Here is an 18269-nt window from a genome sequence, read left to right as displayed (position 1 = left end):
CAGGGGGGTCGAGCCATGCAGGGGTCCATGCAGCAGGTCAAACGCGTGCTCGTGGTCGACGACGAGGAGGGCATGCGCATGACGCTCGCCGCCAACCTCGAGCTCGAGGGGTACGAGGTGGTGGAGGCGAGGGACGGCGCCCACGCGCTCGAGCTCGCGGAGCGGCAGGCGTTCACGCTCGTCCTCAGCGACGTCCGCATGCCCGGGCTCAACGGCGTCGAGACGTTCCGGGAGCTCAAGCGGATCCAGCCCGAGCTCACCGTCGTGCTGATGACCGCGTTCGCGCTCGAGCAGCTCATCGAGGAGGCGATCACGGAGGGCGTCTACACCGTGATCTACAAGCCGTTCTCGATGGATCACCTGGCGCGCGTCGTCGCTCGCGCGGTCGACGCGCCGGCCGTCCTCGTGGTGGACGACATCCCGAAGGTCGCCGACTCGATCGTCGCGGTGCTCCGGGCGGCCGGGCTGTCGGCCCACGCCGTCCACGACGGGCGGACCGCGGTCCAGCACGTCCTCGAGCGGCGCGTCGACGTCTGCGTGCTCGATATCGTGATGCCCGATCAGGACGGCGTCGCGACGTGCGCGCAGATGCGGGGGCTGAAGAAGCGCGTCACGGTGATCGCCATGACCGGCCACTCGGTCCCGGAGATGGTCGGCGCGATCATGAGCCAGGGCGGGTACACGTGCCTGCGCAAGCCGTTCGACGCGCGCGAGCTCATCCACACCATCGCCCGCGCCCGGGGCGACGCGCCGCCCGAGTGAGCCGCCGCGGCGCCGCCCTGCCGGCCGGCGAGCGGCTCGCCGAGGTGCTCCCGTCGGCTCGGCTCGGCCCGGTCCCACCCTGCGCTCATGCGACGCCCCTCCCACGGCCGTCGCTCCACCCGAGCGACCGATCCGGGCTCCTCGGCCCAGTCTCGCGGCTCCGCGCGAGGTGCTCGGCGAGGACCTCCGGATCCTGCTCGCCGGCCTCGACCAGCCACGCGCCGGCGAGCTTGTGGCCGAGCTCCCGGTCGCGATTTGTGAGCATCGCGTACGCCGCCTCCCGCAGGAGCGCATTGCGGAAGGCGAGCTCCTCCTCGCCCGGGAGCCGCGAGCCCGGCCGGCGCTCGAGGATCTCGCGATCGAGCAGCTCGGCCCACGCCGCGCGCTCGCTCGGCCCCTGCGCCGGCGCGCCGAGCAGCGCGCGCACGCCCCCGGCCCAGCAGACCTCCCCGAAGACGCTCGCCGCCCGCAGGAGCCGCCGCGCCTCGGGCCCGAGCGCGGCGATGCGCGCCTCCACGAGCCCCAGCGCGGCCTCCGGCGGCGCGCGGCGCCCCTCCGCCGCGGCCCGGACGAGCTCCTCGAGGCAGAACGCGTTGCCCGCGGCCCGCTGCACGAGCGCGGCGGCCTCCTCGGGCGCGAGCGACGCGCCCAGCGCGCTCCGCACCAGCTGCTCGGCCGCCCGGACGGGCAGCTCGCGCAGCCGGAGCTCCGAGAGCCCGCGCTCGGCCCAGAGCTGCGGGAAGAGCGCGTGGACCTCGGGCCGGGCGAAGGCGAGCACCGCGTAGGGCCGATCGCCGAGCTCCCGCAGCGCCCGGTCGAAGATCCCCACCGAAGACGCGTCTCCCCCGTGGAGATCCTCGAGCACCACGAGCATGGGGCGCGCGCCCGTCACCGCCCGCGCGTAGTCGACGTACGCGCGCTGGATCTCCTCGGCCATCCGCGCCGGGTCGCGCCGCGCGTCCTCCAGCGCCGCCGGCGCCTCGTCCGGCGGGGCGAGGCCGAGCAGCTCGCCCAGGAACGCGGCGGCCCGTCGCCCCGCCTCGCCCGCGAGCAGCGACCCGAGCGCCTGCGCGAGCCTGGCCCGCTGCGCGCCCGGCGCCTCGCCGGGGGCGAGCCCGAGCGCGCTCCGCAGCGCGCCGGCGAGCAGCGCGAGCGCGGCGCCCCCGCCGAGGGCGTCGCCGCGGGCGACGCTCAGCGCCACGCCGGGGTGACGCTGGCGCAGCGCCTCGACGGCCTCGCGGCGCAGGCGCGATTTCCCCATGCCCGCCGCCGCGGTCACCAGCGCCGCCGCGGAGCGCCGCTCGGTGAAGCTGTCGTCGACGAGCTCGAGCAGCTGCTGCAGCTCCCGCTCGCGCCCGACGTAGGGGCTCGGCCCGCCGAGGAGCCAGCGCGCTCCCTCGCCGATCTCGCGCTCCGCCTCGAGCCGCGCGAGCCCGCCGCCCTCGGCCACGACCTCGAAGCGCGCGTCGAGCAGGGCCCGCGTCGCCGCGTCGACGAGGACGCCCTCGCGCCGGCCGTCCGCGCGGGCGGGCGCGGCGGCCACGTCCAGCAGCGCGGCCGCCCGACCCAGCGCCTCGCCGAACGGCGACCCCCCCATGGCCTCGCCCCGCGCCGTCACCAGCGCGACCGCCGCGCCGGGGAGCATCGCGCGGATCTGCAGCGCGCAGCGCGCGGCGATGGCCGCCTGATCGGTCGCGCAGCCCGCGCTCGCCGCGACGGCCGCCACGATCCCGTCGCCGAGCTCGACCACCTGAGCGCCGAGCGTCATGGCCGCGCGGCGCACCGAGGCGAGCGTGCCCGGCGGCGGCGCGTGCGCGTCCAGGGACTCGGTCGTCGCGGAGAACGAGGGCTGCGCGGACCGGACCGCGACGACCGAGGCGAGCCGCCTCTCCCGCATGGAGATCGCCGCGGGCGGGGGCAGGGCCGAGGCGGCGCCGCTCCCCTCCAGGGCGCCGAGCGCGTCGAGGCAGCGCACCACGGCCGCGCCGTCCTCGGGTCGCTCCGACGGATCCTTGGCCAGCATCCGCGCGACGAGCGCGTCGAGGGCCTCGGGCACCTCGGGCCGCAGCTCCCGCGCCCGCGGCGGGTCCTCGAGGAGCAGCTTCCACACGACCGACAGGTGCTGCCCGCGGAACGCCCGCTGCCCGGTGAGGCACTCGAACAGCACGCAGCCGAGCGAGAAGACGTCGGCGCACCCGTCGAGCGCCTCCCGGTCGCCGCGCGCCTGCTCCGGGGCCATGTAGCCCAGCGTGCCCACCACCGCCGACGTCCCGGTCAGGCGCGACGTGGCGTCCGCGAGCAGCGCGATCCCGAAATCGAGCAGCTTGACCCCATCGAGCGCGCCGTCGACCAGGAAGAGGTTGCTCGGCTTGATGTCGCGGTGCACGATCCCGCGGGCGTGCGCCGCGCCGAGCGCGTCCGCCACCTTCCGGGCGAGGGCGACGCTCTCGTCGACGCGCAGCTCCTGCCGCGACAGCCGGTCCGCGAGGCTCTCGCCGGAGAGCCACTCCATCGCGAGGTACGGCTCCCCCGTCGGCGCCACGCCGTGCGTGACATACCGCACAATGTGCGGGTGCGAGAGCCGGGACAGCGCCGCGGCCTCGCGGAGGAAGCGCGCCTCGGCGCGCGCGTCGAGCCGGCGCAGCAGCTTGATCGCGACGACCTCGCCGCTCGCGCGATCGAGGGCCCGGTAGACCGTGCCCATCCCTCCGGAGCCGGCGACCTCCGCCAGCTCGAAGCGGTCGTCGAGCAGCCTGCCGGGGAGCATCTGTGAGCAGGATGCACCGTCCCCCGAGGGCCTGGCAAGGCGGAGGGGCGGCGCGATCGTGTCATGGAGCCGGCGCGGCGCGCACCGGTGACTTCGTCACGTTCAGGTATCTTCATGAATGGGTATCGCAGGTCGAGGGGGCGGCGCGGCGGGCGGCAGGAGCCCACCCGAGCGCGCTCGCGGGGCCCGCGCCGGCCCGAGGAGACATCGCATGCCGCTCTTTCAAAAGGCCCCCGCGACACCCGAGGAGATGGATCGCCACAGGCCGCTCGACCTGTCCCCCGAGGAGGTGAGCGAGCTCGACGAGGGGGCCTGGTACGCGCGCGCCTACCGCGGCGACGAGACGCCGCAGCTCACCGTGCGCGCGATCGTCATGGGCGCGGCGCTCGGCTTCGTCCTCGCGTTCACGAACCTCTACCTCGGGCTCAAGATCGGCTGGCACATCGGCGTCGCGATCACCGCGTGCCTCCTGTCATTCGCGATCTGGGGCTCCTTCGTGCGGCTCGGCGTGGCGCGCACGCCGATGACCATCCTCGAGAACAACTGCATGCAGTCGACGGCCTCCGCGGCCGGCTTCTCGACGGGCAGCACGATGGTCTCGGCCATCCCCGCGCTCCTCATGCTCTCGGCCTCGGCCGAGCGCCCGGGGGGCGAGCACCTGCCCTGGCCGGTGCTCGCCGCGTGGACGTTCTTCCTCGGCCCTGGGGCATGGAGTCGATGTGGACCAACCCCGCGGGCGCGACCGTCCCGGCCGTGACGCGCCCGCAGGCGGCCTGGCGCGAGATCGGGCTGTGGGCGGGCGCGCCGATGCTCGTCTCGGTCGGCCTGCTCTCGCTGGCGCTGGAGTGGCGCACGATCGCGCGCGCGTTCACGGGCCTGCGGGGCAGGGGGCCGGCGAGCGCGCCTCCGCGCGGCGAGGGCGGGCGGCCGCAGGAGGGCCTCGCCGAGCGGGTCGCGCGGACCGAGGTGCCGGGCGCGTGGTTCTGGTGCGGCGGGCTCTTCGCTGGCGCCGGGGTGGTCGCGATCGCGTGGCGATTCTTCGAGATTCCGCCCTACTTCGGCGTGCTCGCGGTGCTGCTCACGTTCGTGCTGTCGCTCGTCGCGTGCCGGGCGACCGGCGAGAGCGACGTCACGCCGACGGGGGCGATGGGCAAGATCATGCAGCTCGTCTACGGCGTGCTCATCCCGCAGAACGCGACGGCGAACCTGATGACGGCCGGCATCACGTCGGGCGCGGCGGCGGCGAGCGCCGACCTGATGACGGATCTCAAGTCGGGCTACCTGCTCGGCGCCGACCCGAGGCGCCAGTTCATCGCGCAGATCCTCGGGATCGTCCCCGGGACCGTCGCCACGGTGGTGGGGTTTCACCTCCTCGTCCCGGACGCGTCGGCGCTCACGGGCGGGAGCGGCGGTGAGGCCCCGTTCCCCGCGCCGGCGGCGCAGCAGTGGAGGGCGGTGGCGCAGCTCTTCAAGCTCGGGGTCGGCAACCTGCACCCGATGGCGCGGGCGTGCATCGCCGGGGGCATCGTCGCGGCGATCGTCCTCGTGCTCGCGGACAAGGCGCTCTCGGGGGAGAGGCACAAGGCGTACAGGAGATACGTCCCGTCGGCCACCGGCGTCGGGCTCGGGCTCATCTTGCCCTTTTATCAGCCGCTCTCGATGTTCCTCGGGGCCGTGATCGCGGCGATCGTCGGCGCGCGCAAGGGCAAGGCCGAGGCGTACGTGGTGCCGGTCGCCTCGGGGCTCATCGCGGGGGAGAGCCTCGTGGGGGTGGTCGTGGCCGCGCTGAACAACTTCGTGCTCACGTAGGCCGGGCGCCGGCTCCGGGGCGGGCCGCGCCGCTGCGCCTCCTAGGGCCTCCGGAGGTGCTGCAGCAGATCGACCGGCTGCTCTGCGCGCCCTCCGCCGCCCATGGCCGCGCGGTACGTCTCGCGGAGGAGCTCGTCGATGTCGAGCAGCCGCTCGAGGTACTCCGCGGTGGCCGTTCGATATGTCGCCTGGTATCCCTCGTTGAAGAGGATCTCCTTCTCGAGCTGCGAGATGTCCCACTTGAAGACCGGGACCGCCTCGGTGTTGACCTCGATGGCCCTCGCCCACTTGAGCTCGTCCACGGCGTTGCGCGAGACGCGGTAATCGTGCGCCTCGACGGCCGTGGAGGCGAGCGCGTAGATCGCCCGCAGCGCTTTCCCGGGGAACCGGATGCTGTGGTACCGGTCGCGAAGGATGCGGATGCCGACGGTCGCGGGCCGATCCAGCGGGAGCGGCTCGCTCCGCGCGATGCTGGGGTCGAAGACCTCCAGGGGGAAATTGCTGAGGAGACCGCCGTCGACGAGGTAGCTGACGACCCCGTTCTCCCCCGTCGTCGTCACGGGCCGGAACACGAACGGCACGCCCATGCTCATGCGCACGGCGAGCGCCACATCCATGTCGTCCGGGCTGACTCCATACTGCCGCCAGTTCAGGTCGGAGGGCAGGAAGAGCATGCGTCCGCGCGTGATGTCCGACGCCGTGACGTAGAGCTTGTACCGCCGGAGCGACCCCTCGGGCTCCTTGTGATCCGCGAGCAGGTCGCCGAACGTCCTCACCCCCTTGTCGCGCAGCTTGGATCGCAGAAAATCGAGGAAGTAGTCTCCCCGGAACATCCCGAGCTTCCACAGCACCCCGTGGGCGACGCTGAGCGGCCTGCCGACGACCGGGATCCGGGCGAGCACGCCGTGGTCGGCGAAGCGCGAGAACTCCGTGCTGGCGACGATGGTCTCGAGCTCCGCGGGCGTGTAGCCGGCCGCGAGCAACGCCGCGACGATGGCGCCGGCCGAGGTCCCCGCGTACCGGGACTCGTCGAGCGACAGCGCGAGCCCGCGCGCGTTTTCCCGGTTGAACTCCGCGATCCGCGCCTCGAGCGCCTTCAGGGCGCCGACCAGCGCGATCCCCTTCACGCCGCCGCCCTCGAGCACGAGGTTCAGCTTCTTGCTCAGCGCTCGCGCCATCCCGGCCCCCGGAGCGGGCGCCTGCCCGGCGCCGCGCTCCTCGTCCACCACCGCGCTCTTCATGTGGTTTCCCCCTCCCGCGGCGCTCGGCTCCCCGGCGGGCGCTCGCTGCGATCACGGCCCCTGTCCAGCCGGGGTCGACGACGCACGTCGACGCATGTCCACGCGCGTCGACGCACGTCGACGCACGTCGACGCGCTTTGCAATCCGCGTGCGAACGGCGGGCTGCGCTGGAGGGGACCACCGCGCATTCCCGCGCCGTCGCCCGGCCTGGACATGTCGTAAATCCGCGGCCGCGGGGATGGCCCCTGATGTCATCGCTGGATCCTGCGCGATCGTGGCGGACATCCCGGGGGATCTCGGCCCCAGCCGTCGAGTTCGACGCGTTGCGTCATCGTCGCCCTCGGCGCCTCCTCGCGCCTGGGGAGACCGCCATGAGCGAAATCGCGGCGTCGATTGAACGTTTCGCGGGCGTCCGGGAACGGAGGTTCGTTCGGCCAACGCAACGGCGGCCCCGTGGAGGGGCGCCTGGGCGCGCCCACAAGGAGTCACCGATGACGCCCGTCTCCTCTGCCCCTCTGGCGCGGAGCTCTGCGCCGCGATCCGCCTTTCGCCGGCTCGTGAAGCCGCTGCTCGGTCTCATGGTCTTCGCGGCGCTCTTCCTCGCGCTGGCGTGGGCTCTGGACGACAGGCCTTCCACGGCGGCGGGGCCCCTCGCGGCGGTGGCCGCGAGCCCGCTCGGCCAGCTCTCCCGGTCCGCCGCCGATCGCGCGCTCCTCGTCGGCCGCGTCGAGGAGCGCCTCCCGGCCGGCTCGTACACCTATTTCGCCGTGCGCGCCGGCGAGGCCCTCACGTGGGCTGTCACGGTCGGCGACGCCCCGCCGCCCGGCACCCCGGTGCAGGTGCGGAGCATGGGACGCAGGACGAACTTCCACTCGAGCCGCCTCGCGCGGACGTTCCCCGAGCTCGTCTTCGGGGTCGTCTCGCGCGCCGACTGAGCCCCGAGCAGCGCCCGAATCAGAAAGGACCCTGACCATGACCACGACGACACGTATGTTGAACGAGACCCTCGAACGCCCCTCGCGCGCGCTCGCCGCCGCCGTCCTCGCGGCGCTCCTCGCGGGGTGCGGATCCGACACCGGCGCGACGCCCTCCGACGCGCCCTCTGACACGCTCCCCGCCGGGTGCACGGGCGGCGTGATCGAGGCTGATCTGGAGGCCGACCCGCTGAGCGGGCCTGGCGTCGATCCCGCGACCGGGGAGCTCCAGCCTCCTCCGGAGGGCTCGTCGTACACGGTCAGCGCGACCTACGGGATGCCGAGGCCGGGAGACGCGGTGATGGAGAAATACGTGCAGTACTTCGGGGCGATCCAGGCGCAGCTCGCGTCTCAGCCCGGCCTCGTGGCGATCCAGCTGGCGCAGTCGTCGTCCTGCGGCTCCGGGCGCACGCTGGCCGTCTGGTCGTCGACCGAGGCGATGTACGAGTTCGTCATGAGCCCCGCTCACCTGGCGGCGATGGACGCCGTGAACGAGCTGGTCCAGCCGAACTATGCCGTCACCCACTGGGAGACCGCCAGGGCCGACGAGGTGACGATGGAGGAGGGGGCCCGCCACATGCACGCGAGCGACGCCCGCGCGCGGTAGCTGACGCCGCGCCGGTCGCGCCCGCTCCGGTCCAGGGTCAGCGGGCGGGCGCGCCCGCGGCGCGCTGCGCGCCGAGGCGGCTCATCGCGAAGGCGAGCCCGCTCTGGAGCGTGCCCTGCGTGGCGATCCGGCTGAAGTCGATGTCGAGGCTCACCAGCGTCCTGGCGATGTCCGGGCCGACGCCCACCATCACGCTCCGACAGCCGAGCAGCTCCGCCGCCTGCACGGCGCGGATCAGGTGGCGCGCCACGGCGGTGTCGATCACCGGCACGCCGGTGATGTCGAGGATCACGAACTCCGCGCCTCGCTGCCCGATGGCGACGAGCATGCTCTCCAGCGCCTGGGCCGCGCGCCGGTCGTTGATCTCCCCGACCAGCGGCATCAGCAGGATCCCCTGCCAGATCTGGATGACCGGCATCGCCATGCGATCGAGCAGCGCCGCCTGCGCGTCGATGATCGCGCGCTGCTCCCGGTTCTCCGCCGCGATCCGCTCGGCCTCCATGTGCCGCCGCTTCAGATCGGTGATGTCCGTGATGAGCCCGCAGAGGCCGACCACCTCGCCCTGCGCGTTCTTCATGGGGAACTTGCGGGTCCAGATCGTGCGCGTCACCCCGTCCCCGCCCGTGGCGTGCTCCTCGTTCTCGCTCGGCTCAGCGGAGTTGAAGACGATATCGTCGTAGCTCCAGAAGAGCGCGGCCTGCTCCTTCGGCCAGTAATCCGGATCGCTCCGGCCGATCAGGTCCTCGTAGCGCCGCCCGATAAGCCGGCAGAAGCCCGGGTTGCACGCGATCCAGCGGTGTCGACGATCCTTGACGAAGATAGGATCCGGGATGGTGTCGATGACGAGCTGGAGGAGCTCGAAGGTCTTCCAGTCCGAGACGTCGATGCACGGGAGCGTGAACGCCATGGAGAAAACCCGATCTCCCCCCGGGCCAGCCTCTCGTTATCAGCCATCGGGGATGGCTCCGCAAGGACAGAAGCGGCCAGGATCGTGCGCCGAATGGCAAAGACGTATTGGCGCACGCCATAACGGCGTGGACGTACTTCGTCTTTCTGGCCTGCGCTACATATTTACGAGAAGGCTTCACGCGGCGCGAGGGCGGGAGCACGCGCGGATCGAGCTCCCGCGCTCGGGTCGAGCGCGCGGAGGGGCGGCGGGAGGAGCCACACCGCGCCTCGCTCGCGCCGGAGAGGCCGAGCCGCGCCGTGCGCTCGCTCGCCGCCGCATCGAGGGCTCGCTCGCGCGCCGCAGCCCCGAGGCGGAGATCTTCGTCGTCCTCTCGCGGGGTTCGTCGCCGGCAGCACGCCGAAGGGCTGGGGGACTACCGCGCCCACCTGCGAGCTGGTGTCGCGAGGACACGGAAATTTCTTCTCTTGGCGTCCTGTAGGCTTCTCTTCGTGCAGCCGCAGAGCGCCTCCCGGACGTCTCCTCGCGTGACGTCGTCGGCGAGGTAGCGCAGCTCGCACGTTTAGGATAGAAGCGTGATCAAACATCCGAGGTCAGGGAATTCACCGGCGCCCCGCAGCACGCCTTCGTGAATCGCGTGCTCGCTGCAATTTTTACCGTCATCGCTGCCGATCGGGTCGCTGTGCGCTTCAGCCGATCGGGCGATGGTGCGCCATGCAGGTGTCGCTGACCATCGAGAGCTTCTAGTCCAACCCATCGAACGCTGGGGCCCCGGGAGCCCCGTCCTGCATGAGAATCGTCGACATTCGCGCCATCACCGTCACCGTCCCCCTCGAGGCGCCGCTGCGCCACGCCAACGGCTGCCACTGGGGCCGCTTCGTGCGCACGCTCGTCGAGGTCGAGGCGGATAACGGGCTGGTCGGCCTCGGTGAGATGGGCGGCGGCGGCGAGTCGGCCGAGGCCGTGTTCCGCGCCATGAAGGGGTACCTCGCGGGCCACGATCCGGCCCGCCTCGAGGAGATGCGGTTCAAGATCGCGAACCCGACGGCCTCTCTCTACAACAACCGCACCCAGATCCTCGCCGCGCTGGAGTTCGCCTGTCTGGACCTGCTCGGACAGGCCTACGGCGTGCCGGTCTACGACCTGCTCGGCGGCAAGCTGCAGGACGAGGTGCCCTTTGCGTCCTACCTCTTCTTCCGCTACCCGAACGCGGACGGCTCTGGCGAGGTCCGCACCCCGAAGCAGCTGGTCGAGGAGGCGAGGGCGCTGAAGAAGAAGCACGGGTTCACCTCGCACAAGCTCAAGGGCGGCGTGTTCCACCCGGACTACGAGCTCGAGTGCTACCGCGCCGTGGCCGACGCCTTCCCGGACGACCGCGTCCGCTTCGACCCGAACGCCGTCTGGTCGACGGAGCAGGGCATCCGCTTCGGTCAGGCGATCGAGGGCCTGAACAACGACTACCTGGAAGATCCCGTCTTCGGCCTGCACGCGATGCGGCGCACCCGACAGAAGGTGCGGATGCCGCTCGCGACGAACACCGTCGTCGTGAACTTCGAGCAGCTCGCCGCGAACGTGCTCGACACGGCGGTGGACGTCATCCTGCTCGACACGACGTTCTGGGGCGGCATCCGGTCGTGCGTGAAGGCGGCGGGCATCTGCGAGACCTTCGGCCTCGGCGTCGCCGTCCACTCCTCGGGCGAGCTCGGCGTGCAGCTCGCGACGATGCTGCACCTCGGCGCCGTCATCCCGAACCTCTCGTTCGCCGCCGACGCGCACTACCACCACCTGAAAGACGACGTGATCCGCGGGGGCCCGCTCCCCTACCAGAACGGCCGTATCCGCGTGCCCGACGGCCCCGGCCTGGGCGTCCGCCTCGATCGCGAGAAGGTCGCCCGCTACGCCGAGGAATACCGCCGCCTGGGCCCCTATCCCTACGACAAAGATCCCCTGCGCCCGGCCTGGTGCGCGACCGTGCCGAACGAGCGCTGGGCCGATCCCAAGGACGACCGGATCCCCGAGGTGCCGAGATGACCCTCGCCGAGCGCGTTGCCAAGGCGATCGACGCCGCGCCCATCATCGATCTCCACACCCACCTCTTCGCCCCCCAGTTCCAGGCGTTGAACCTCTGGGGCGTCGACGAGCTCCTGACGTACCACTACCTCGTCGCCGAGACCCTGCGCGCCGAGCCGAAGGTCACGCCCGAGGCGTTCTATGCCCTCGACAAGAAGGCGCAGGCCGACCTCGTGTGGGAGGCGCTCTTCGTCCGCCGATCGCCGCTGTCCGAGGCGACCGCGGGGGTCGCCACCGTGCTCGACGCGCTCGGCCTCGACCCCGCCGCGCCCAACCTGCGCGACGCGCGCGCCTACTTCGCCGGCCGCAAGGCCGAGGATCACCTGGAGGACGTGCTGCGCCTCGCGGGGGTGAGCGCGCTCGCGATGACGAACGACCCGACCGACCCCGCGGAGCGCGCGATCTGGGAGGCCGGCGTCACGCCCGATCCGCGGTTCTACGCGGCGCTGCGCATCGACCGCCTCGTGTCCGCGAACGACCTCGCCGCCGAGCTCGACCGCTGGATCGCCCGCATGCGGCCGCGCTACCTCGCGATCTCCGTCAACGAGGTCGCGGCCCCGCCCCGGGCCGTGCTGGACGCGTGCCGCGCGCACGGCCTGCCGTTCGCGATGATGATCGGCGTGCGGCGCGCGGTGAACCTCCGCCTCGGCGTGGCCGGCGACGGCGTGAGCACCGTCGACCTCACCCCGCTCGAGCGGCTCGCCGGCGACAACCCCGACGTCCGCTTCCTCGTCACGACGCTCTCGCGCGAGAACACGCACAGCCTCTGCGTCGTGGCGCGCAAGTTCGCCAACGTCCTCCCGTTCGGGTGCTGGTGGTTCATGAACAACCCGAGCCTCATCGAGGAGACGACCTCGATGCGCCTGGAGATGCTGGGGCCGACCTTCGTGCCGCAGCACTCCGACGCGCGCGTCCTGGATCAGCTGATCTACAAGTGGCGCCACTCGCGGCGGTCGATCGCGAGCGCGCTTGCGCGACGCTATGGGGCGATGCCCGTACCGCCGACCGACGCGCAGATCGAGCGCGACGCGCGCGCGCTCCTGGGCGGCATCGCCGGGGAATGGCTGGGAGCATGACCAAGCTCTTCGACATCGCGGGCCGCAGGGCCGTCGTGGTCGGCGGCACCTCTGGCATCGGCCGCGCGATCGCCCTCGGCCTCGCCGAGGCGGGGGTCCACACCGTCGCCTCGGGCACCCGGGCCGATCGGGCCCGCGCGGTCTATGGCGAGATCTGCGAGCGGGGCGTCCGCTCGCTCGAGGCGACGTGCGACGTGAGCGACCGGGCGTCCCTCGACGCCCTGCGCGACAGCGTGGTGGAGGCGCTCGGCGGCGTCGACATCCTCGTCAACTGCGCCGGCAGGACGTTCCGCACGCCCACGGCCGAGGTCGGAGACGCCGAGTGGAACGGCCTGCTCGACACGAACGTCACAGGCATGCTCCGCGCCTGCCAGTCGTTCCATGGCCCGCTGCGCGAGAGCGGCCGGGGCCGCATCGTCAACATCGCCTCGCTGTCGAGCTTCGTCGCCTTCCACGAGGTGGCGGCCTACGGCGCGTCGAAGGCGGCCGTGATGGCGCTCACCCGGAGCCTCGGCGCCGAGTGGGCCAAGCACGGTATCCGCACGAACGCCCTCGTGCCCGGCGTCTTCGTGACCGACCTCAACCGCGCGCTCCTCGACGGCACCCCGCGCGGGCGGGAGCTGCTCGCCCGCACGCCGCTCGGCCGCTTCGGCGAGACCCAGGAGCTGATCGGCGCGGCCCTCTTCCTCTGCTCCGACGCGGTGAGCTTCATCACCGGCACGAGCATCGCCGTCGACGGTGGCTTCTTGGCTTCGGGGGTGAACCAGTGACCGCTGCCTCTCCCGTGGTGCCGGCGAGCGGCGGCGTGATGACGCGCACCCGCTGGACCATCTGCGCGCTCCTCTTCTTCGCGACGACGATCAACTACCTCGATCGGCAGCTCTTCTCGCTGCTGGTCCCGTTCTTCGAGAACGAGCTGCGCCTCGGGCCGACGGACCTCGCGCTCATCAACGTGAGCTTCCTGCTCGCGTACGGCTTCGGCATGGTGTTCGTCGGGCGCTGGATCGACCGCGTCGGCACCGGCAAGGGGCTCAGCGCGACGTTCCTGGTCTGGAACATCGCCTCTGCGGCCCACGCCTTCGTCGGCAGCTTCGGCGGCTTCGCGGCGATCCGCTTCCTGCTCGGGGTCGGCGAGGCGGGCAATTTCCCGTCCGCCGTCCGCACCGTCGCGGAGTGGTTCCCCAAGAAGGAGAGGGCGCTCGCGACCGGCCTGTTCAACTGCGGCTCGAACGTGGGCGCCATCCTCGCCCCGCTCCTCGCGGTGCGCATCGCGGAGGCGTACGGCTGGCGCGCTTGCTTCCTCGTCCTCGGCGGGATCGGCGTCGTGTGGATCTTCTTCTGGACGCGCCTCTACCGGCGGCCGGAGGAGCACCCGAAGGTGTCGCCCGAGGAGCTCGCGCACATCCGCTCCGACGCGAAGGAGTCGACCGAGTCCCTCGGCGTCAGCGAGGTGTTCGGGATGCGGCCCGTCTACGCGGTCGCGATGGCGAAGTTCTTCACCGACGCGCCGTGGTGGTTCTACCTCACCTGGCTGCCGAAGTTCCTCGTCGGCGAGTTCAAGCTGACGCCGACGTTCATGGCCTACGCGATCCCGGTCGTGTTCATCGTGGCCGACGTCGGCGCGGTCGGCGGCGGCTGGCTCTCCTCGAAGCTCATCGCGCGCGGCCGGTCGGTCGGCACGGCGCGGAAGCTCGCGATGCTCGCCTGCGCGCTCGCCGCGGTGCCCGTCATGGCGGTCGGGCAGCTCGTCGACGTCCCGAGCGTCGCCGGCATCCCGTCGGTGTACGTCGCGGTCGCGCTCATCTCGCTCGCCGCGGCGGCGCACCAGGGCTGGAGCAGCAACCTCTACACGCTGGTCTCGGACACCCTGCCTCGCCCGGCGATGGCGACGGTGGTCGGCATCAAGACCGCCTTTGGCGTCGTCGGCGGGGCGATCTTCCAGATCTTCGTGGGCCGGTCGCTCACGCTCACCGGCTCGTACGCCGTGCCGTTCCTGCTCGCGGGGAGCCTGTACCTCGTCGGGCTGCTCGTGCTGCACCTCCTCTTGCCGCGCGTCGAGCCGGTCACGCCCAAGCGGCGCGTGCCGCAGGCGGCGATCGTCGCCGGCGGCCTGGCGATGCTCGCCAGCATCGCGGGCCTGCAGCTCGCCCTCAACCGTCCTCCGTACGCCTCCGTCGACGACTACCGCGCGACGCGGCCCGGCCAGCTCGGCGCGACGGGCGCGCCGGTCGAAGGCCCCGCGGCGCACGTGGGCTGGATGGACGCGCGCTGGTACCTCTGGCCGACGGCCCAGGGGACCAAGGCCGAGCTCGTCAAGCTCGACCGCGACGGGCGGCCCATCGTCGAGTCGAAGGGCGCCGGCGCCAAGGGCTACATCGGCCCGTCCGCCACCGAGGTGCAGTCGACGCGCGCGCCGGGAGGCAGCCCGTGATCACCGCCTTCGGCGCGCCTCATCGCCTTTGCTCGGCCCCTCGGGGCCACCTCCTCGATTCGGCCCTTCCGTCGCGGGGCCAGCCCACCTACGGGTAAGCCATGTCCATCACGCTCCGCGATCCTGCCGATTGCCGATGGGACCTCGTCTCCCTCGGCGAGGTCATGCTGCGCCTCGATCCCGGCGACGGTCGAATCTCGACCGCTCGCAGCTTCAACGCCTGGGAGGGCGGCGGCGAGTACAACGTCGCGCGCGGCCTCCGCCGCTGCTTCCGGCTGAGGTCGGCGATCGTGACCGCCCTCGCGGACAACCCCGTCGGGCGGCTCATCGAGGACCTCATGCTGCAGGGCGGCGTGGATCTCTCGCACCTGCGCTGGGTGCCCCACGACGGCGTGGGGCGGACCGTGCGCAACGGCCTGAACTTCACCGAGCGGGGCTTCGGCATCCGCGGGGCGGTCGGCGTCTCGGATCGCGGCCACACCGCCGCGTCGCAGCTGAAGGCCGGCGACATCGACTGGGACGCGATCTTCGGCCGGGAGGGCGCGCGGTGGTTCCACACCGGCGGCATCTTCGCCGCGCTCTCCGAGACCACGCCGGGCGTAGCCAAGGAGGCGATGGAGTCGGCCAGGCGGCACGGGGTCGTCGTCTCCTACGATCTGAACTACCGCCCTTCGCTCTGGAAGTCGATCGGCGGCCAGGCCCGCGCGCGGGAGGTCAACCGCGCGCTCGCGCCGTACGTCGACGTGATGCTCGGCAACGAGGAGGACTTCACGGCGGCCCTCGGCTTCGAGGTCGAGGACCTCGACGAGGGGCACAAGCACCTCCATGTCGGCGCATTCGAGGCGATGATCCAGCGCGTCATCGAGGCGTTCCCGAACATCCAGGCGGTCGCGACGACCCTGCGCGTGGCGACGTCGGCGACGCGCAACGACTGGAGCGCGGTGCTGTACCAGGGCGGCCGGCTCTACCAGGCGCCGGAGCGCAAGGAGCTGGAGATCTACGATCGCGTGGGCGGCGGCGACTCGTTCGCCTCGGGGCTGATCTACGGCTTCCTCGCCGGCAAGGGGCCGCAGTGGGCCGTCGACTGCGGCGCGGCGCACGGGGCGCTCGCGATGACGACGCCCGGCGACACCACGATGGCGACCCTCGACGAGGTACTCAAGGCGATGAAGATGGGCACGGCCCGGGTGGATCGATGAACAAGCAAGACGTGCTGGGGTGGATCGGTCGCACGCGCGTCGTGCCCGTCGTGCGCGCGGGCTCGGCCGACGAGGCGCTCCAGGCGGTCGACGCCCTCCTCGAGGGGGGGATCGACGTCCTCGAGATCACGATGACCGTGCCCGGCGCGGTCGAGGTCGTGCGCGAGGTCGCGGCGCGCCACGGCGATCGGGCCCTGGTCGGCGCGGGCACCGTGCTCGACGCCCGCACCGCCGAGGCGTGCGTCGAGGCGGGGGCGCGCTTCGTCGTCAGCCCCGCGCTCGACGAGGGGACGGTGAAGGCGTGCCTCGCGATGAACGTGGTGAGCGCGCCCGGCGCGCTCACGCCGACCGAGGTCGTGGCGGCGCACCGTGCGGGCGGGGACGTCGTGAAGGTGTTCCCCTGCGACGCCCTCGGCGGCGCCTCGTATCTGAAGTCGCTCAAGGCGCCTCTGCCGCACATCCCGCTCATGCCCACCGGCGGCGCGACGCTGCAGAACCTGGGCGCGTTCCTCGCCGCGGGCGCGGTGGCCGTCGGCGTCGGCAGCAACCTCGTCGATCTCAAGCTCCTGCGCGAGGGGCGGCGCGAGGAGCTCGTCGCCCGCGCCCGCGCGTTCCGCGAAGCGGCCCGCCAGGCCTGAAGGGGCAACAGGAAACGTAAGCGCCGTTCGCCGCGTCGAGCTCTCCCGCGCTGCCGGGCAGAGATCGACGCGACGCCGGGCCGTGATCTGTCCGGTGTAGTGCAATGAAAATGTCAATAAAATCAATCACTTGCGGCGCCAGTGAGGATTCCCGGCGCCATCGAACACCAGGGGCTTCGGACATGAACCAATCGAAGGTTGCGAACCTATTGGGTGCGTCGATTCTCTTCGTGGCGGGGGCCGCGCACGGCCAGGCTCCCCCGCCGGCGCCGCCGCAGGGTCCGGCTGCGCCTGCTCCGGCGGCTGCGCCTGCTCCGGCGGCTGCGCCCGCGGCGGCTGCGCCCGCCCCGGCGGCCGCGGCTGCGCCGGCGGCGGCCGCGCCGGCGGCGGCGGCGCAGGCTCCCCAGCCGGACGCTGGCATGACGCAGCTGCCGACCGGCACGCAGGCGCCGGCCACGCCTCCGCCGATGCTGGGCACCGGGCCTGCGGCCGCGGCCCCGCCGCCGGCTCCCCCCGCGGACCTGGCCAAGCCGCCCGCCGCGACGCCCGTTCCCGTGACCTCCAAGTGGAAGGCCACGATCTACGGGATGGCGGAGTTCGACATCATGCACGACTCCACCCAGAGCTTCGGCGAGTCGGTGGGGGCCACGGTGATCCAGCGCGAGGACACCTATGCGGGCAGGCACGCCCGCACGCATTTCACGACGCGCAACTCCCGGCTCGGCGTCAAGGTGAGCGCGCCCGAGTACGAGGGGTTCAAGACCACCGCCGCCCTGGAGCTCGACTTCTTCGGCAGCCAGCCGCCCAACGTCTCGGAGGCCGCGCTGGTGAGCAGCGGGACCTTCCGCCTGCGCCAGGCGTACATCAAGGTGGAGTCGGATTACGTCGACGTGGTGATTGGCCAGACCTATCACCTATTCGGGTGGCAGCCGTTCTTCTTCCCGGCCACCACGTCGTTCTTCCCGGTGATGAATCAGGTCTTCGGCAGGATGCCGCAGCTGCGCGTCGGCCACACCTTCAAGTCGGAGCCCTTGAACTTCGAGCTCGCGGCGGCGGCCGTCAAACCGCCGCAGCGTGACTCCGAGATTCCGGACATCCAGGCGGGGATGCGCTTCGGCGTCAACGGCTGGAAGGGGATTCACACGCTGGGCGCGGGCGGGATGTTGATCGACCCGCTTTCCATCGGCGTCTCCGGCACGTTCCGCCACCTGAAGGTGGCCGAGCACACCGCCGCCCCGCTCTACTCGAGGTCGGCCAACGGCTACGCGATCTCGGTCGACGCGATGGTCCCGATCATCCCGGCGAGCGCGCTCGACGATCCGGGCAATGCGCTGACGTTGACCGGCTCGTTCTTCTCCGGCACGGGCATCGCGGACATCGTGGGCGTCGCGAGCAACGTGCCGAGCCCGCCGCTCCCGGACGGCGCGGTCTACACGCCGGACATCGACAACGGCCTCGCGGTGTACGACGCGAACAACAACCTCAAGACCATCGGCTGGCGCGGGATGATGGTCGGTCTCCAGTACTATCTGCCGCCCTCGGGCCGCGTCTCCGTCTCCGCCAACTATACCCAGGGCTGGTCGGATCGGATCACGGCGGAGCACGGCTACAGGGACCTTCGCACCGCCTTCCGCGAGTCGCGCTACATCGATGGCAACCTGTTCGTCGACATCATGCCGGCGCTCCGCGCGGGCCTCTCGTTCCAGCGATCGGAGCAGACCTTCGCCGACGACGTGACGGCGACCAACGAGCGCTTCAAGCTGTCGCTCTACAGCTTCTTCTGAGCGA

At 72.1% G+C, this 18269-nt stretch carries 15 protein-coding genes; 12 read left to right on the top strand and 3 right to left on the bottom strand.

Features of this window, described 5'->3' with window-relative positions:
- Positions 1-27: 27 nt before the first annotated feature.
- The gene (locus tag WME98_RS03070) at positions 28-762 is read left to right on the top strand and encodes a response regulator (protein WP_437332065.1); all 735 of its coding nucleotides are present in this window, start codon (positions 28-30) and stop codon (positions 760-762) included.
- An 85-nt stretch (positions 763-847) separates the two neighbouring features.
- On the opposite strand, the gene WME98_RS03065 is transcribed toward WME98_RS03070, so the two are convergent.
- Positions 848-3529 (bottom strand): serine/threonine-protein kinase, encoded by a 2682-nt coding sequence (locus WME98_RS03065; protein WP_437949881.1) that lies wholly within the window; start codon positions 3527-3529, stop codon positions 848-850.
- Between the two features lie 211 nt (positions 3530-3740).
- On the opposite strand from WME98_RS03065, the gene WME98_RS03060 reads away from it, so the two are divergent.
- Positions 3741-4286 (top strand): OPT/YSL family transporter, encoded by a 546-nt coding sequence (locus WME98_RS03060; RefSeq protein WP_437949880.1) that lies wholly within the window; start codon positions 3741-3743, stop codon positions 4284-4286.
- Entirely contained in the window at positions 4247-5338 is a 1092-nt protein-coding gene (locus WME98_RS03055; protein WP_437949879.1) for an OPT/YSL family transporter, read from the top strand. Before WME98_RS03060 ends, WME98_RS03055 begins: the two co-directional genes overlap by 40 nt.
- Before the next feature lie 41 nt (positions 5339-5379).
- Here WME98_RS03055 and WME98_RS03050 read toward each other — a convergent pair whose 3' ends face one another.
- Positions 5380-6579: a patatin-like phospholipase family protein gene (locus tag WME98_RS03050; RefSeq protein ID WP_437949878.1), complete on the bottom strand. Its 1200-nt coding sequence runs from the start codon at positions 6577-6579 to the stop codon at positions 5380-5382.
- 491 nt (positions 6580-7070) lie between these two features.
- Between WME98_RS03050 and WME98_RS03045 the strand changes: the two genes are divergently transcribed.
- Together WME98_RS03045 and WME98_RS03040 are read left to right on the top strand one after the other, a co-directional pair.
- A complete protein-coding gene (locus WME98_RS03045; RefSeq protein WP_437949877.1) occupies positions 7071-7514 on the top strand; it encodes a hypothetical protein in 444 nt (147 codons plus the stop codon).
- Positions 7515-7551: 37 nt separating this feature from the next.
- Positions 7552-8160 carry an antibiotic biosynthesis monooxygenase family protein gene (locus WME98_RS03040; protein ID WP_437332060.1) on the top strand — a complete coding sequence of 203 codons (609 nt, stop codon included), beginning with the start codon at positions 7552-7554 and terminating at the stop codon, positions 8158-8160.
- Between the two features lie 37 nt (positions 8161-8197).
- Here WME98_RS03040 and WME98_RS03035 read toward each other — a convergent pair whose 3' ends face one another.
- Positions 8198-9067, bottom strand: coding sequence for a PAS domain-containing protein (locus WME98_RS03035; protein ID WP_437949876.1), 870 nt, complete (start codon positions 9065-9067; stop codon positions 8198-8200).
- Between the two features lie 789 nt (positions 9068-9856).
- Here WME98_RS03035 and WME98_RS03030 point away from each other — a divergent pair.
- The 7 genes from WME98_RS03030 (at position 9857) to WME98_RS03000 (ending at position 18265) form a co-directional block, all read left to right on the top strand.
- Positions 9857-11098: an enolase C-terminal domain-like protein gene (locus WME98_RS03030; RefSeq protein ID WP_437949875.1), complete on the top strand. Its 1242-nt coding sequence runs from the start codon at positions 9857-9859 to the stop codon at positions 11096-11098.
- Positions 11095-12213 carry a hypothetical protein gene (locus WME98_RS03025; RefSeq protein ID WP_437949874.1) on the top strand — a complete coding sequence of 373 codons (1119 nt, stop codon included), beginning with the start codon at positions 11095-11097 and terminating at the stop codon, positions 12211-12213. The genes WME98_RS03030 and WME98_RS03025 overlap by 4 nt, the downstream gene beginning before the upstream one ends.
- Positions 12210-12983, top strand: coding sequence for an SDR family NAD(P)-dependent oxidoreductase (locus WME98_RS03020; RefSeq protein WP_061628366.1), 774 nt, complete (start codon positions 12210-12212; stop codon positions 12981-12983). Before WME98_RS03025 ends, WME98_RS03020 begins: the two co-directional genes overlap by 4 nt.
- Positions 12980-14644: an MFS transporter gene (locus WME98_RS03015; protein WP_437949873.1), complete on the top strand. Its 1665-nt coding sequence runs from the start codon at positions 12980-12982 to the stop codon at positions 14642-14644. The genes WME98_RS03020 and WME98_RS03015 overlap by 4 nt, the downstream gene beginning before the upstream one ends.
- 101 nt (positions 14645-14745) lie before the next feature.
- On the top strand, positions 14746-15843 hold the full coding sequence (locus WME98_RS03010) for a PfkB family carbohydrate kinase (protein WP_437949872.1): 1098 nt from the start codon (positions 14746-14748) through the stop codon (positions 15841-15843).
- A complete protein-coding gene (locus tag WME98_RS03005; protein WP_020738196.1) occupies positions 15840-16481 on the top strand; it encodes a bifunctional 4-hydroxy-2-oxoglutarate aldolase/2-dehydro-3-deoxy-phosphogluconate aldolase in 642 nt (213 codons plus the stop codon). Before WME98_RS03010 ends, WME98_RS03005 begins: the two co-directional genes overlap by 4 nt.
- 419 nt (positions 16482-16900) lie before the next feature.
- On the top strand, positions 16901-18265 hold the full coding sequence (locus tag WME98_RS03000; protein WP_061621514.1) for a porin: 1365 nt from the start codon (positions 16901-16903) through the stop codon (positions 18263-18265).
- The last annotated feature ends 4 nt before the right edge of the window (positions 18266-18269 follow it).

The sequence above is a fragment of the Sorangium sp. So ce296 genome (genome assembly GCF_051529605.1).
GTDB classification, from domain to species: Bacteria; Myxococcota_A; Polyangia; order Polyangiales; family Polyangiaceae; genus Sorangium; species Sorangium cellulosum_D.
The sequence above is the reverse complement of the archived record's forward strand: the minus strand, read 5'-3'. Positions and strand labels throughout refer to the sequence as shown.